The organism is Pedobacter sp. Leaf216 (genome assembly GCF_001421515.1).
Taxonomy (GTDB): domain Bacteria; phylum Bacteroidota; class Bacteroidia; order Sphingobacteriales; family Sphingobacteriaceae; genus Pedobacter.
In genome coordinates this window covers 184,220-199,790 of the sequence record NZ_LMKM01000003.1, presented here as the reverse complement: position 1 = coordinate 199,790, position 15,571 = coordinate 184,220, and the positions used below count along the sequence as shown (strand labels likewise).

Below are 15,571 nucleotides of genomic sequence, written 5' to 3'. Positions count from 1 at the left end.
CAATGCGACCTGCTGAATTTATTTCAGCATCTATTAGAATACAAGTTAAAGATCCTGAAACGAGTTCAGGAGGACGATTGCTTTTTAAACTAAGGAAGACGATTCCTCCACCCCGTACGTCCTGCTGAATTTATTTCAGCATCTATTAGAATAAAAGTTAAAGATCCCGAAACGAGTTCAGGAAGACGATTGCTCTTTAAAATTAAGGAATACCATAGCCCCACCCCGTACGTCCTGCTGAATTTATTTCAGCTTCTAATGAAACACAAGTTAAAGATCCTGAAACGAGTTCAGGAAGTCATAAACTTGAAGTTCAGGAATATAATTGCTCCACCCCGTACGTCCTGCTGAATTTATTTCAGCATCTATTAGAATACAAGTTAAAGATCCTGAAACGAGTTCAGGAGGACGATTGCGCTATAAACTCAGGAGGACGATTTCTTATGTTAAAACAACAAATGTTTAACCGTTAATCCGTTATTGATTAATTGCTTTAATGAATCAATACCAATTCTCAAATGTGTTTCTACGTATTTTTCGGTAACACTACTATCACTTTCGGCAGTTTTAACACCCTCTGGGATCATTGGTTGATCTGAAACCAACAGTAATGCACCTGCAGGGATTTTATTTGCGAACGCCGTGGTAAAAACCGTTGCAGTTTCCATATCCACAGCCATAGCCCTCAAAGTTTTCAGATATTTTTTAAATTCCTTATCATGTTCCCAAACCCTGCGGTTGGTAGTATAACAGGTACCAGTCCAGTAATCTCTTCCGTGATCGCGTATTGTGGTAGAAATCGCTTTCTGTAGCGCAAAAGCTGGCAATGCAGGCACTTCAGCCGGAAGATAATCATTTGATGTTCCTTCGCCTCTAATGGCCGCAATAGGAAGAATCAAATCACCCAATTGATTTTTCTTTTTCAAACCGCCACATTTACCCAAAAATAAAACGGCCTTTGGTTTAATTGCAGTTAATAGATCCATCATCGTAGCTGCTAAAGGACTCCCCATACCAAAATTGATAATGGTTATTCCATTTGCGGTAACGCTTTGCATCGGCTTATCTAACCCCATAATAGGGGCATTATCATTCCATTCAGAAAACATGGATACATATTTGCTGAAATTCGTTAACAGGATGTAATCGCCAAATTGATCTAACGGCCTGCCTGTATAGCGTGGCAACCAGTTTTTAACAATTTCATCTTTGGATTTTAAGCCTGATTTAACCGGACTTTCTACTTCTTTTATTTTTTTAGCTTTTTCTACTATTTCTTCGTCTTTTTTTACGTCTTTTTCTTCATTCATACTTTTTGGTTTAGAGCCTGGCGCATGGCGCATAGCGTTAACAATACTATATTACAAAAAATCCCTCCCGATTACGGGAAGGATTTGATTTTTTATGCGGCCTGCAACTTTTTAAAGTCGGCCTTTTCAAATTTCTCTATCGCATAATCGAGATTAATGTGCAATTCCTTGACATCCGTCTGTGTTGGCGTATCAAACATGGCATCCAACATAATCGCTTCACAAATTGATCTTAATCCACGTGCTCCAAGCTTATATTCCATTGCTTTATCAACAATAAAATCCAAAACCTCATCCTCAAAAACCAATTTAACATCTTCGTAAGCGAAAAGCTTAACATATTGTTTAATTAATGAGTTTTTAGGCGCAGTTAAAATGTTTCTTAAAGATTCTTTATCTAAAGGATTAAGATGCGAAAGTACTGGTATACGACCAATTAATTCCGGAATCAATCCAAAAGATTTCAAATCCTGAGGTGTAATATACTTATAAAGATTTTTAAGATCTAACACTGTCTCATCTTTCTTTACCCTATACCCTACAGCCTGTGTACGCAAACGATTGGCAATTTTACGCTCAATCCCATCAAATGCCCCTCCACAAATAAATAATATGTTATTTGTATTTACAGGAATCATTTTTTGATCTGGATGTTTACGTCCGCCCTGAGGTGGAACATTTACCACAGTACCTTCTAAAATCTTCAATAAAGCCTGTTGAACACCTTCTCCTGAAACATCACGTGTAATAGATGGGTTATCACTTTTACGCGCCACTTTATCAACTTCATCAATGTAAACAATACCGCGTTCTGCGGCAGCAACATCATAATCGGCAGCCTGAAGTAAACGGGTTAAAATACTTTCAACATCTTCACCAACATAACCTGCTTCTGTTAAAACAGTTGCATCGCAGATACAAAAAGGCACATGAAGGATTTTTGCAATGGTTTTGGCCAAAAGCGTTTTACCTGTTCCGGTTTCGCCCACCAACATGATATTTGATTTTTCAATCTCAATCTCGTCTTTATCAACTTTTTGATTTAGTCGTTTGTAGTGATTATAAACTGCAACAGCCAATACTTTTTTTGCATCATCCTGACCGATCACGTACTGATCGATATGTTGTTTTATTTCAAGAGGCTTTAATAAATTAATCGCCTCCTGAATATTTTTAGTCCCTTTGGTTCCCAATTCCTGAGCAAGCAACTGATTGGCCTGGGTTACACATTTATCGCAGATAAATGCATCCATGCCTTCAATTAACATTAAAGTTTCATGCTTGCCAGAATGGCAGAATGAGCAACGGGATTCTTTATTTTGTTTCGCCATTTTTTCTTGCGTTTCTCGATAACACTTCATCAATCATACCAAATCCTTTGGCTTCTTCGGCACTCATCCAGTAATCACGATCTGATGCTTTCTCTACCCAATCATAAGTTTGACCAGAGTGCTCTGAAATGATATCGTATAATTCTTTTTTCAATTTCAACATTTCTCTTAAGTTGATCTCCATATCAGATGCTACACCTTGTGCACCTCCTGATGGCTGGTGAATCATTACTCTTGAGTGAGGTAAGGCAGAACGTTTACCCTCTGCTCCTGCAACCAATAAAACAGCACCCATTGATGCAGCCATACCGGTACAAATTGTAGCAACATCCGGCTGGATATACTGCATAGTATCATAAATACCTAAACCAGCATATACTGAACCGCCTGGTGAGTTAATGTAGATCTGAATGTCTCTATCTGCATCTGTTGATTGCAAAAACAATAACTGAGCCTGAATAATGTTTGCATTCTGATCATAAATTGCATCTCCCAAAAAGATAATACGGTCCATCATTAATCTCGAAAAAACATCCATTTGCGCTACGTTCATCTGGCGTTCTTCTATAATATATGGCGTCATGTTCTGAGGGTTCAGATTAGCCTGTGCAATAAATTTATCTACATGTAAACCGCCAATCCCCTGATGTTTAACGGCAAATTTTCTGAATTCTTGTGAATCTATGTTCATTATGTGAGTTTTTTAGCAGAGAGCATAGAGTTTTAAGCTCCAGTTCCCCATCGTTACGTGAATAATAAAAACCAAAATATAAATAATATTTCAATTATGTAATGGTTTAGACAAAGAGTATACCACATCAAAATTTATGACAATATAGCACGCCCATTATTTTAAACTTTTAGAAAAGCTCGAAATCATCCTTGCTAAAATATCCAAATCTTCTAACAAATCTGCCAAATCCTTGTCAGAAACGAGTAATCTTAAATTTAATACCAAAATAATGTTGGCATTTTCAAAAACCGATCGATGGGCAAAGTTTAAGAATCTACGAAAATCGGCTGTAGAATTAGAGCCTGATCCTTCTGCAATGTTATTAGACACGCTAAGAGCAGCTACTCGAAGCTGCTCTGCGAATCTAAACTTTTTTATTTCTTCTAATTTCTCAGAAATATCAATCAATTTATTACCTACAACTATGGCTCTCTGCCAAATTAGCAAGTCTTGAAATCTGAATTTTGCCATCATGCAAAATAAGATTTTAAATCGATTATACATTAAGGCATGAAAAGCTCTTCGCTCCCTGCCCCATGCTAATTACTTTTTCTCCAACTCAATAAACTTATCGTAATCAATATCTTTTTGTTCTAAAGTAACAATAGATTTGATTTGTTCGAAAGTTTTTAATGCTTTTACTTCTTCGAAAACACGATTTGCATTTTCTTTTTCCTGTAAAAACTGAACTGCATATTGAGCCAATTGATCTTCAGGAAGTGGACTTGGGCTGTACATTCTGAACTGTGCATCTAATTTTGCTTTAGCTGCCTGAACTACATCCTCATATTTAATATCGATGGCGTTATCTTTAATGATTTTATTTTCGATTAAAGTCCATTTAAGGTTTTTAGCAAAATCATCATAACCTTCAGCCAGTTCTTCGTCGGTTAATTTTTCATTTGTTGCTTTTAACCAGCGGCGTAAAAATTCATCCGGCAATTCGAAGTTGTGTTTTACTAAAAGTGCTTCGTAAATATCGTTCGATAATTTACGTTCAGCATCTTGTTTAAACATGCTTTCTACTTCTTCAGTTATTTTAGCTCTGAATCCTGCTTCGTCAGTTACAACACCTTCACCAAATATTTTATCAAAAAACTCCTGGTTTAATTCCGATTCTTCTAAACGGTTTACGTTTTTTACATGAAGTTTAAAGTTTGCTTTCAATTCAGCAGTTTCTTCTTCAGAAATATTTAAAGCTTTAGAAATAACCGTAGCATCGTCAAATGCTTTTTGAATATCGATAGTTACTTCATCATCTTTCTTTAAACCGATTAACGATTTAAGGATTTTTTTATCTTTAATCTGATCTAAACGAACACTTGCAGTGCTGGTTATACCACCTTCAACAGTTGCACCATCTGCATCAACCTGGGTTAATTCTGCATAAAGAACATCATCATCGGCAGCAACTTCAGGGTTAGTCATTTTACCATAACTGCGACGGATGTTTTTAATGCGGCTTTCTAAAGTTTCCTGATCAGCTTTAACCACGTACTCAGTAAATTTATCTTTAGATGAAACATTTACATCAAAAGCAGGTGCTAAACCCAACTCATAATCAAACTCGAAATCATCAGTATTGTCCCATTTGAATTCGCGCTCATCATCCATTTTAGGCAGTGGCTGACCTAGAATCTCTAATTTTTGTTCAGCAATGTAATTTGATAAAGTATCGTTTAACAGGTTGTTAACCTCTTCTACCAGGATACTTTTGCCATACATTTTTTTAATATGGGCAGCAGGAACCATTCCTTTACGGAAACCAGGTAATTGTGCTTTTTTAGCTTGATCTTTAATGGCTTTCTCTACTTTTCCAGAGTAATCAGCAGGTGCGATTTTGATTTTTACAACAGCATTTAAGTTGCCGGTTTTTTCCTGTGTAATATTCATTTTTTTGAGATATGATATTGAGATGTGCGATTAGAGTTGATGATGGAGATATGAGACAAACGAAACATATCACTTCAATTAAAACAGCACATCAATTTTTATTAATCAATGTTTTTAAAAACAAAACCGTTTCGATGTTTAAATCGAAACGGCCTTTATCTTGTTGTGCGGAAGAAGGGACTCGAACCCCCACGCCGTGAAGCGCCAGATCCTAAGTCTGGTGCGGCTACCAATTACGCCACTTCCGCAGTTAGGATGTTGTAAGGACTGCAAAGATAGAAACAAGATTGAATAATCAAAAGGCAATAACAATATTTTATTGATTATTTCCATCTAAAACCGCTAACTGTTTAATTTTTAAGCAGAAAAATTTCAATAACCAAGGCTTTTTCAATATTTAGGATGACTCAGGACCATAAAAAAGCCGTTCTGAATTAATCAGAACGGCTTTTGTTTTTGTGCGGAAGAAGGGACTCGAACCCCCACGCCGTGAAGCGCCAGATCCTAAGTCTGGTGCGGCTACCAATTACGCCACTTCCGCATTAGGATGTTTTAAGGATTGCAAAGATAGAAACTAAATTGAATAATCAAATTTTTGCGTTACTTTATGAAATACAGAATTTAATTGGAGTTGGAAGTGCCGCGCAAATCATTATCAGCGAGAAAAATCGTTAACCACAACTTCTCTTGCCCTATCATCTCAACTTAAAACTTAACCAGTGTAACATCAATCAATTCTGGTCCGCCATCAACCGGATAACCAACAACTTTTCTTCCTTTAATGGTTACCTTTCTATCTAAATAGGTATCAAGATTTATAGACCCACTTTTTAAAGCGTAAGTTTTATTTTCTGTTTTTAACAAGTGCGTACCATATTGAAAAGTACTCATTCCTAACTTTTGAAGAGTTCCACTCGCCGTTACAGTAGCTCCTGAGTTTGCATTTTTCAATGGGCTACAGCCAGAAATTACGGCTATAAACAGGGATAACGTCAATATTTTTTTCATGGATATTATTTTGTTTTACTGTTAACGGGATGATTTAACCTTTTGCTACAAATTACCAAAATATAATTGCCAATAACTAATAAAGTTGTTTTTGGAATTCAAAAAAGTATTGAACGGCTTTAACCAACCTACTTCCGTACCAACTAAACATCTCACCATCAACTAAGATAATTTTGGCGTTGGGAATAGCTTCTTTTATTTCTTGCATGTGTTTTTCGCCAAAGGGATACGGTTCGGATGACAGTAGAATTAATTCGCAGTTTAAAGCTTTCAGTTCTTCTAGTGTAACTGATGGATAACGGTCTTGTTTAATTACATTCGTCATTCCATTGATCAGTAAAATATCGTCGATATATGTATTTTTACCCGCTACCATGTAAGGTTTACGCCAGATGAGGTAAGCTACCTTTTTATCGATACCGTATTGAAGGGCAAGGGTTTTAAGGTCGTTAAACCCGGCAGAAATTAAATGGTTAAGGTATGCTGCTTCAGGCTCCCGATCTACCAAAGCGCCTACCTCAGCAATGGTTTTTATCGCATCTTCCAAAGTAAAAATATCACTCATCCAAACCGGAAAATCTTCAGCAAGCTCTTCTATATCACTTTGTGTGTTTTCTTCTTTATTGCCAATAATCAAATCGGGCTTTAAATCTTTGATTAAATCGATATTCAGTTTTTTTGTACCTCCTACTTTAATTCTTTTGGCAAATTTATCTATCGGATGGATGCAAAACTTGGTTAATCCGATAATTTCTTGATCTAACCCCAAATCAAACAGCAATTCAGTTTGTGATGGAACGATAGAAATAATCCTTTTCGGTGGAAAATTAATAGTGATTTCCCTCGCCATCTGATCGGTGAATGATTTTTGCATGAGGCAAAGGTAATTTAACCACAGCTAAATATGGGTAAACACAGCTAGAAATTGTTAAATTTCAACACTGCCTTTACCTAAAAAAATTTGATGTTGGGCTAACTTAATACGGCTAAATCCTCTTTCACTACACCATCGGCAATGTGCAGAATCCTGTTTCCGTACTGTGCATTTTTCTCTGAATGTGTTACCTGGATAATGGTAATTCCATCTTCCTGATTCAATTTTTTAAAGAGTTCCATAATTTCTTCAGCCTGTGCAGATTGAAGGTTTCCGGTAGGCTCATCTGCCAAAATAATGGATGGCTGGGCTGCCAATGCCCTTGCAATACCTACTAATTGCTGTTGTCCGCCAGAAAGCTGGTTCGGAAACAGATCTTTCTTGGCCACAATATTAAAACGATCCAGCAGATCTGCAATCCTGCTTGCACGTTCTGAGCTACCCACTTTTTTATACAGCAATGGTGCTTCTATATTTTCGTAAACCGTCATTTCATCAATTAAATGATAAGCCTGAAATACAAAACCGATATGGTTACGGTAAAGTTCAATGCGTTTGCGTTCGTTCAGCGAGGTTACATTTTCACCTAAAAATTCGTAGGTTCCATAAGTAGGCTCCTCCAACATGCCAATAATGTTCAGCAAGGTAGATTTGCCGGCTCCAGAAGGGCCCATAATGGAAACAAACTCTCCCTGTTTAATGGTTGTAGTAACTAAACGGAGCACATAATTTTTAATGCCTTTGTTGGCGTAATATTTTTCGATGTTGGTTAATTGTATCATATTTTGTGTGTTAGGTGATATGCGTTGAGTGAAGGCATCGATTTATCGACATAAGAGAAGCACTACACGCAGTTTTATTCATATTTTAGGGCATTTACCGGATCGCCTATTGCTGCTTTACGTGCCTGAATGGTTACTGTTAAAACAGCTATTATAATTGAAACTGCGGTTGCAAGCAAAAAAGGAAAAATAGGCATTTCAATCCGATAGGCAAAGCCTTGGAGCCATCTTTTAATTAAAATGTAAGCTATGGGCCAGCTGATTAAATTGGCTATAATAACCAGAATTAAGAATGACTTATTCAATAAATTTACAATCTGAACATTAGATGCACCCAAAATTTTTCTTACAGCTATTTCTTTGGTACGGCGTTTGGCTATAAAAGTAGAAAGTGCAAATAAACCGAGTAATGATAATGAAACTGAAACCGCACTGAAGAGGATAATCATATTCATAAAGCGATTATTTTCTTCAAGCACGTTTGAAAAAGCTTCATCCATGGATTGATAATGCAAAGGAAAATCGGGATAGAGTTTTCTCCATTCGTTTTGAATGTTGTTAATAATGCCTTTATAATTTTTGGTTTCAAAGCGTACCAGTAGGTTATTTGTATTAGAGGTACCACCTAATTTGGTTACCTTATAAACTGTAGGGAGCACCGTTTTATCAAAGCCTTCGTTATGGTAATCTTTAATCACCCCAACAATTTGAAATGAAATGATTTTGTTATCATAATTTACCTTATTATAGGTTTTTCCAACCATATTTTTGCCCAGTAAATTTGCCGCAGCCTCATTAAGAATCACTGCGTTGATGGTATCCTGTTTATATTCTTTAGCAAACAATCTTCCTGATACCAGTTTTACACCAAGGGTTTGTAAGGCATCCATGCTAACGCTTACCCCGTTAAGGTTAAAGGTTTGGCCCTTATAAATAATTTCACTTTTGTTGTTAAAGGCATTTCCCATCACCTGGGTAGTTGTAGATACGTATTGAACACCTGGAATACGTCTTATCTTATCGGCAAAATTTTGCTCGTATCCAGTTTGAAGATTAATTAACCGATCGCGCTCAAAGCCTAAATCTTTATTGCTGATGTATTTCGTCTGCAGCTGCATCACACCAATTGCAATGATGAATGTTACCGAAATGATAAACTGAAAAACAACAAGCACGTTACGCAAAGCCATGCCTTTTAAACTGTTTCCATAATTGCCTTTTAGCACAGCAACAGGGTTATAATTAGATAATACCCATGCCGGATAAAAACCTGCCAGAAGTGTAACAAATGCAAAAAGCGCCACAAGCTGGATCATTAACATGAGCAAATGATCGTTGTACCAAAAACTCAGTTCAACATTGAAGTGGTGGTTAAATGCAGGCAAAAGTACTTCAATTAAAATAATGCTTAAAAACAATGAAATTATACTTTGCAGTGCCGATTCTATCAAAAACTGACTTACAAGTTGTTTTTTATATGAGCCAAGCACTTTCCGCACCCCAACTTCTTTAGCCCTTTGTACTGATTGTGCAGTTGCAAGATTAACAAAGTTTATAATGGATACAAGCAGTAAAAAAATAGAGATCCCGATTACTGGTTTGAGCTTTGTTAACCAATTAATTGCAAACGGTGGATTGGCATGAACATCTTTAAGGGCAATTGCTTTAAGGCCTGGCCTTTTTCCATCCTTATAAATGTCTTTAAAATTGATGTTTTGCTCGGCAAATGACTTTTTCTTATAATCTATATATACTTTTTGTAAACTGTTATTTGCCGCCAAGGTATCTACTTTGCTTGCAGATTTGGCATATACCTGGTTGTAATGGGAACTTCCCGGCTGATCGGGATCGTGATCCTGATCGCCAGTATGGCTGATGGCATTAAAGGTTACACTTTCGGGCGTATTTACATCGGCTACAACGCCGGTAATCTTCATCGGTGTGCCTTTATCATCCCGCCATCTCACCAATTTAAATTCTTTTCCCAGTACATGGTCGGTTCCATAGAGTTTAATGGCCAGGCTTTGCTTTAAAACAACTGTATTAGGTTCCTTTAAAGCTCTTTCTCTATCACCCTGAATAAATTTGTATGGGAAAACATTAAAAAATGCAGTATCAGCATCTTTGATAGCCTTAATTAATATGGGGTCGGCATGATCGATCTTAACCGAAAAGCCATTTCCCCATTCCGAATCTACCTTTGTAACGGCTGTAAATTGCGGCACATTTTGTTTTATAATTCCTGCTACACGAGAATTGCTGATCTCTTGCCAGTGATCTTTATTATCGGGTGTGAAAAACTCATGCTTTTCACGGATTTGATAAACATTTTGCAGATCAGACGACCATGTATCGTAACTCTCTTCGTGGTTGATATACAACAACATTAACAGGAAGGCGGTTAAACCCAATGCCAATCCACCGATATTTATAGCTGCGTAGATTTTGTTTTTCCAGAGGTTTCGCCAGGCGATTTTTAAATTTAATCTGAACATATTTTTAAGGTTGAGCATAAAGCGTTCGATCAGGCCGTGGATTTATCACCTTACGCCAAACGCTGTCCGCAGATCTTACTCATATTTTAACGCATCAATGGTATTGGCAACCGCAGCTTTGTAAGATCGGATGCTTACTGTTATTAATGTAATCACCATAGAAACAACCATAGCAAGTATAAATGGCCAGATGTTAAGATCAATACGGTAACTAAAGCTAGCCAACCACTTGGAAACAAATAAATATGCCAGTGGCCAGGCCACCAAGTTGGCAATAAAAACCACCAGCAGAAATGAACCATTTAACATTTTAACCAATTCTATTGTAGAAGCACCCAAAACCTTACGGATGGCTACCTCACGCGTTCTTTGTGTAGCTACAAAAGAGATTAAACCGAAMAAGCCGATAAAAGAAATAAAAATAATTACTCCCGCAAATACTTTAAACAGGGCACCCATTATTTTTTCAGTTTCATAATATTCACTGATTTTATCATCCATAAAACTGGCATCGTACACGTACTCGGGCAGCACATTGTTCCACGTACTTTCTATAGCCTTCATTGCAGGCAAAATGAGTTTGCTATCTAGTTTAACAGCTATTGTGGTATACGATTCTTTGTCGCTGCTGATCACTATCGGAGAAATCGGCTCGTGCAGGCTTCTATTGTTAAAATCTTTAACCACACCGCTAATAATACCTACTTTACCATGAATCCTGATGGGTTTACCAATGGCATCGTAATGGTTAACAACGTTTAGTTTTTTGAGCATGGTTTCATTAACCACAAATTCTTTAAGGGTATCGCTTTTTGATAAACCTTTACCAGCGATAATTTCCAATCCAAATGTTTTGAAATAATTATCATCCCCTGTTTTGGTATTGACCTGGAAATTAGCCAGAGCTGTTCCGTTATACCTGAAATTACTTTCGTTATTAAAATCAGAAGATGGCGCTGCACTGCAATAGCTGGTAGTTATTACCCCAGGAATTTTACTGATCCGATCCTGCAGACTATGGTAACGGGTAATGGCGATACTATCGGATGGAACATCAATCAGAGCAACTGCTGTAGGGATAAAGCCTAAAGGTTTTTCTCTCATGTAATTCATTTGCCTTAACACCACCAAAGTACCTATTATCAATATAATTGTAATGGCAAACTGCACCACAACAAGTATTTTCCTTAAGCTTAAACCACTTGCGTTTGCAGTAATTTTATTTTTGATGGCCAATGCAGGACTATAACCAGACATCACCATTGCGGGATAAAAACCTGCTAAAAAGCTCACCAACAACACCAAAACCACCATAAATACAAATATGACCGGGTGTTCGATAATGCTAAAAGAAATGTGATCATCAAAAAGACTTTGCATACCTGGCAGGGCAACTTCGGTAAGCACGCACCCTACAAGTAAAGAGAGGATGGTAATGGTTAATGTTTCGGTTAAAAACTGAACAATTAATTGCCTGCGCAAACTGCCCATCACTTTACGTACACCAACTTCTTTACCCCTGCTTACGGCTTGGGCCGTGGCAAGATTTATAAAATTAATGCATGCTGTTAGCAGTAAAAAAGCACCGATGATGCCCAGGCCATAAAGTTCTTTTTGGGGCATTACTTTGTTTGCAAAATTGCCTAGATCTGCATTGTAATGGATATCCCGAAGTGGCTGAAAGCGGTGCCCTTCTTTAGAAATGGCATCTTTTTGGTAATATTTGTTTGTAAACTGAGGAATACTTTTATTTGCCTCATCAATAGCAACACCCTCTTTTAAAAGCACATAACATTCTGAATTTGACGAAACTGTACCCCAATTTGTTAACTCCTCGGGAGCTAAATTTTGGTAGGTTTTATAAGAAATAACAATTTTAAGCGGGAAGGAGCTATTATCAGGGGTTTTTGCTATAATCCCTGTTACTTTAAGATCAACCTTGTTCTTAAAATTAATACTTTGACCCATTGCCTTATGCCAATCTCCAAAAAGCTTATCTGCCATTTCATCAGAAAGCACAACGGTGTTCGGCTGACCAAGTGATTGCTGTGGATGCCCTTCGAGCCATTTGAAACTTAAAATTTCAAAAAAATCTGGCTCCGCATAGTATACCCTTTCAGAAGTTTTGATTTTTTCTTTACCCGATTCATCTTTCACTTTAATAATACCACCGCCCGACTGGATAGCGGCAACCTTATCAAACTGTTGCTTAAAATCATTTCGCATAGCCGCAGGAAGGGGACGCGGTGTTCCGGCAGATTCAAAAAAGTTATCAGGAGTTGTCCAATTGCTAATTACCCGATATATGCGGCTTTCGTTTTTAAAGCCTTCATCGAAACTCAATTGGTAACGGATAAAAATAAAGATAAGAATACAACTTGCCATCCCGATGGAAAGACCTAAAATATTGATTAAGGTGTAACCCTTGTTCTTCCAAAGGTTTCGCCAGGCAATTTTTAAATTTAATTTAAACATGTATCCAATAATTAATAGAATGATATCTTAACCGCTTTATGCCAATTTTATACCAAGCGAAAATAAAAATATAAAAAACTGATTATCAGTTAGATAAAAATACACAATATGAAATTTTGTCCGTTAATGAACAGTAGCTGTACGGTACCGAACGGCGAGTAGCGCGGAGCGTTTGGTGTTAAGCGTTTGCGTTTGGCGAGAAACCGCGCTAATCGCCAAACGCCCTCTGCAGACCTTACTCGTATTTGAGTGCATCTACAGGGTTTGCCTTTACAGCACTATTTGCCTGAATACTTACTGTTATAATGGTGAGCAAAATGGTTAATGCAGCACTTAATATAAATGGTAAAAGCGGCAAATCAATGCGGTAGGCAAATGTTTCGAGCCACTTTTTTGTTAAAATATAAGCCAATGGCCAAGATACAAGGTTGGCTATCACAACCAAAATGAAAAACGAGCTGTTAATCAGTTTAAAAATTTGCAAATTGCTGGCACCCAAAATTTTCCTTACGGCAATTTCTTTAATCCTGCCGGTTGTAATGTATTTTGCAAATGCAAAAAGACCAAGTATAGCGATAAAAATTGTGAGCATAGCTGCCGCAAAAAACACAGATTGCAATTGCTCCTGTTTTTTAAACAACCTACCATACATTTCATCCAGAAACTGGTAGCGGAAGTTGTCGCCATCCAACTTATTTATTCCGGGCCATTGTGATTTTAGGGTGTTTAGCACTTCCGACATCCGGCTTTCCTCTATTTTCACCATAATTTGTGTTTTGGGATTTCCACACGGATCATTTATAGAATAAATAGCTGGTTCTACCGGTTTTTCAAAACCTAGCGTTTTAAAATCTTTAATTATTCCTACAATCTTATATTCTTTATTCTGGCAACCTTTAATTGTTTTGCCAATTGGATCGGTTAATCCGTATTTGGCTACTGCAGCTTCGTTAAGAATGGCAGAATTTGCCGTATCTGTTTTAAATTCCCTCGAAAATAGCCTTCCCTCTTTAATCTTGATATTCAAAGTTTCGAAGTAATCAAAATCTACATCTGTAAAACTTAAATTTTGCTCTTTCCCATCAATTGTATACCTGTTTTTGCCACCTTTAGAACCATCTGGTAATTCATTGGCTACAGTTACTGATTTTACTCCCGGAATATTCATTATTTTATCCCTGATAGGGTCAAATTTACTTGGAGATACAAAATATGCCATGTTTTTAATATACACTACCTGTTCTGGTTTAAAACCAACATCCTGTGTACGCATGTACTTAAGCTGTGCATTAATGATGAATAATCCTATTATAAAAACGACTGCTATACTAAATTGAAAAACCAATAAACTGTTACGCAACCAGTAACTTTGCTTGCTGGTTTGAAAATTACCTTTTAAAACAAGTGCGGGCTTAAATCCGGATAATACCATTGCCGGATAAACGCCAGCAACCAGGGTTATAAGAATGAGAATTAAAGGAAGTTGCCAGAACAGGCTGTTATTAGCCGTCCAAATGGATAAGTTAACCACAAACAGATTATTAAATTCCGGCAAAATAATTTCAGCAACTATCAGTGCCAATATGGTGGCAGCAATACATTGAATTAAAATTTCTGTTAAAAATTGTAAGGCCAGTTGAAAACGGTAAGCTCCCATCACTTTTTTAACGCCCACTTCTTTTGCTCTTTTGGCTGCCTGTGCAATACTCAGGTTAGTAAAATTTATACAAGCAATAACCAAAATCAGGATACCTAAAACAGATAACGCGATCAGGATTTTATAATTTGCATCTGAACCTGCCTTTGGCCTGAGGTGTTGATTTTTTAGCGGATCAAGAAATGCTTTTGTGGCCTTAAATGTTACATTCTTTGGATCTTCTCCATCTTTAAGGAGTTCCTTTTTATAAAGGGCATTAATTTTATTTTCAACTGCTTTAATATTTGTACCCGGCTTTACCTGAATGTAGGTGTTGTAATTGTTATAGCCGTAATTTTCACCTAAACCCATCTCCTTTACAACCGAAATGGCATCAAAAGCAATATTAGAATGTGGATTGGCAAAAATACTTCCACTTAATCGGCCTGTCATACCTAAAGATTTGCTACCTACCCCAATCATTTCAGGTTTTCCGCTTTTATTATTCGGGAAAAGCGTTTGATAGTTTTCGTTGCTAAGGTAAAACAGATTTTCGGTCGTGCTTTCTGGCCTGATTAAACCACCGCTGGGTTTAATGTTAAACATTTTTGCTGCATCATAATCGAGGTAAAGGCACTTACTTAAAAAAACCACTCCATTATGGCTGGTGACTTGAAACTCGAAAAAGCTCATTTTCATAGTACCAACAGATACCACTTCTGGTATTTCTGCCTTAATCACCTTACCCAATGGCGGTGGAGTATTATTGGTTTTTAAATCGGGTAACTGCCTGCCCACGATATAAATATCATTGTAATTCGGATTATCCTTATCAAAGCCTGTTTCGTAGGTAAAATACATTGTAACCAATATAAATGCAGCCAAAGCGATCGCCAGGCCACCAATATTGATAGCGGTAATTACCTTATTTCTCCAAAGGTTGCGCAATGCGATTTTTAAGTTTAATCTGAACATAGGGTGTAGGGTTTAGGGTGTAGGGTTTAAGGTCTGGGCGCTTTAACCTTACGCCCTAA

General features: G+C 37.1%; 11 protein-coding genes and 2 tRNA genes. All 13 read right to left on the bottom strand.

Translation table 11 applies throughout. The features are described 5' to 3' along the window. Positions 1–446: 446 nt before the first annotated feature. Positions 447–1,310, bottom strand: coding sequence for an AMP nucleosidase (locus ASE74_RS02635; RefSeq protein WP_055903993.1), 864 nt, complete (start codon positions 1,308–1,310; stop codon positions 447–449). Between the two features lie 92 nt (positions 1,311–1,402). Continuing rightward, positions 1,403–2,671, bottom strand: a complete 1,269-nt coding sequence (clpX, locus tag ASE74_RS02630) for an ATP-dependent Clp protease ATP-binding subunit ClpX (protein WP_369800129.1) — start codon at positions 2,669–2,671, stop codon at positions 1,403–1,405. Beyond that, positions 2,625–3,332 carry an ATP-dependent Clp endopeptidase proteolytic subunit ClpP gene (gene clpP, locus ASE74_RS02625; RefSeq protein ID WP_055903722.1) on the bottom strand — a complete coding sequence of 236 codons (708 nt, stop codon included), beginning with the start codon at positions 3,330–3,332 and terminating at the stop codon, positions 2,625–2,627. Before clpP ends, clpX begins: the two co-directional genes overlap by 47 nt. Positions 3,333–3,488: 156 nt before the next feature. Continuing rightward, entirely contained in the window at positions 3,489–3,848 is a 360-nt protein-coding gene (locus ASE74_RS02620; protein ID WP_055903719.1) for a four helix bundle protein, read from the bottom strand. Positions 3,849–3,917: 69 nt separating this feature from the next. Then, complete coding sequence (gene tig, locus ASE74_RS02615; protein WP_055903717.1) at positions 3,918–5,267, bottom strand: trigger factor; 1,350 nt, start codon at positions 5,265–5,267, stop codon at positions 3,918–3,920. Between the two features lie 166 nt (positions 5,268–5,433). Beyond that, positions 5,434–5,515: transfer RNA gene (locus ASE74_RS02610), tRNA-Leu, on the bottom strand. Between the two features lie 211 nt (positions 5,516–5,726). Beyond that, positions 5,727–5,808: transfer RNA gene (locus ASE74_RS02605), tRNA-Leu, on the bottom strand. 164 nt (positions 5,809–5,972) lie between these two features. Beyond that, entirely contained in the window at positions 5,973–6,275 is a 303-nt protein-coding gene (locus ASE74_RS02600; RefSeq protein ID WP_055903715.1) for a hypothetical protein, read from the bottom strand. Between the two features lie 76 nt (positions 6,276–6,351). Then, positions 6,352–7,149 (bottom strand): ABC transporter substrate-binding protein, encoded by a 798-nt coding sequence (locus ASE74_RS02595; protein ID WP_055903712.1) that lies wholly within the window; start codon positions 7,147–7,149, stop codon positions 6,352–6,354. Positions 7,150–7,247: 98 nt separating this feature from the next. After that, positions 7,248–7,931 carry an ABC transporter ATP-binding protein gene (locus ASE74_RS02590; protein WP_055903709.1) on the bottom strand — a complete coding sequence of 228 codons (684 nt, stop codon included), beginning with the start codon at positions 7,929–7,931 and terminating at the stop codon, positions 7,248–7,250. A gap of 74 nt (positions 7,932–8,005) precedes the next feature. After that, complete coding sequence (locus ASE74_RS02585; RefSeq protein ID WP_055903706.1) at positions 8,006–10,426, bottom strand: ABC transporter permease; 2,421 nt, start codon at positions 10,424–10,426, stop codon at positions 8,006–8,008. Positions 10,427–10,501: 75 nt separating this feature from the next. Beyond that, a complete protein-coding gene (locus ASE74_RS02580) occupies positions 10,502–12,901 on the bottom strand; it encodes an ABC transporter permease (RefSeq protein ID WP_055903703.1) in 2,400 nt (799 codons plus the stop codon). Between the two features lie 235 nt (positions 12,902–13,136). After that, a complete protein-coding gene (locus tag ASE74_RS02575; protein ID WP_055903700.1) occupies positions 13,137–15,512 on the bottom strand; it encodes an ABC transporter permease in 2,376 nt (791 codons plus the stop codon). Between the last annotated feature and the right edge of the window lie 59 nt (positions 15,513–15,571).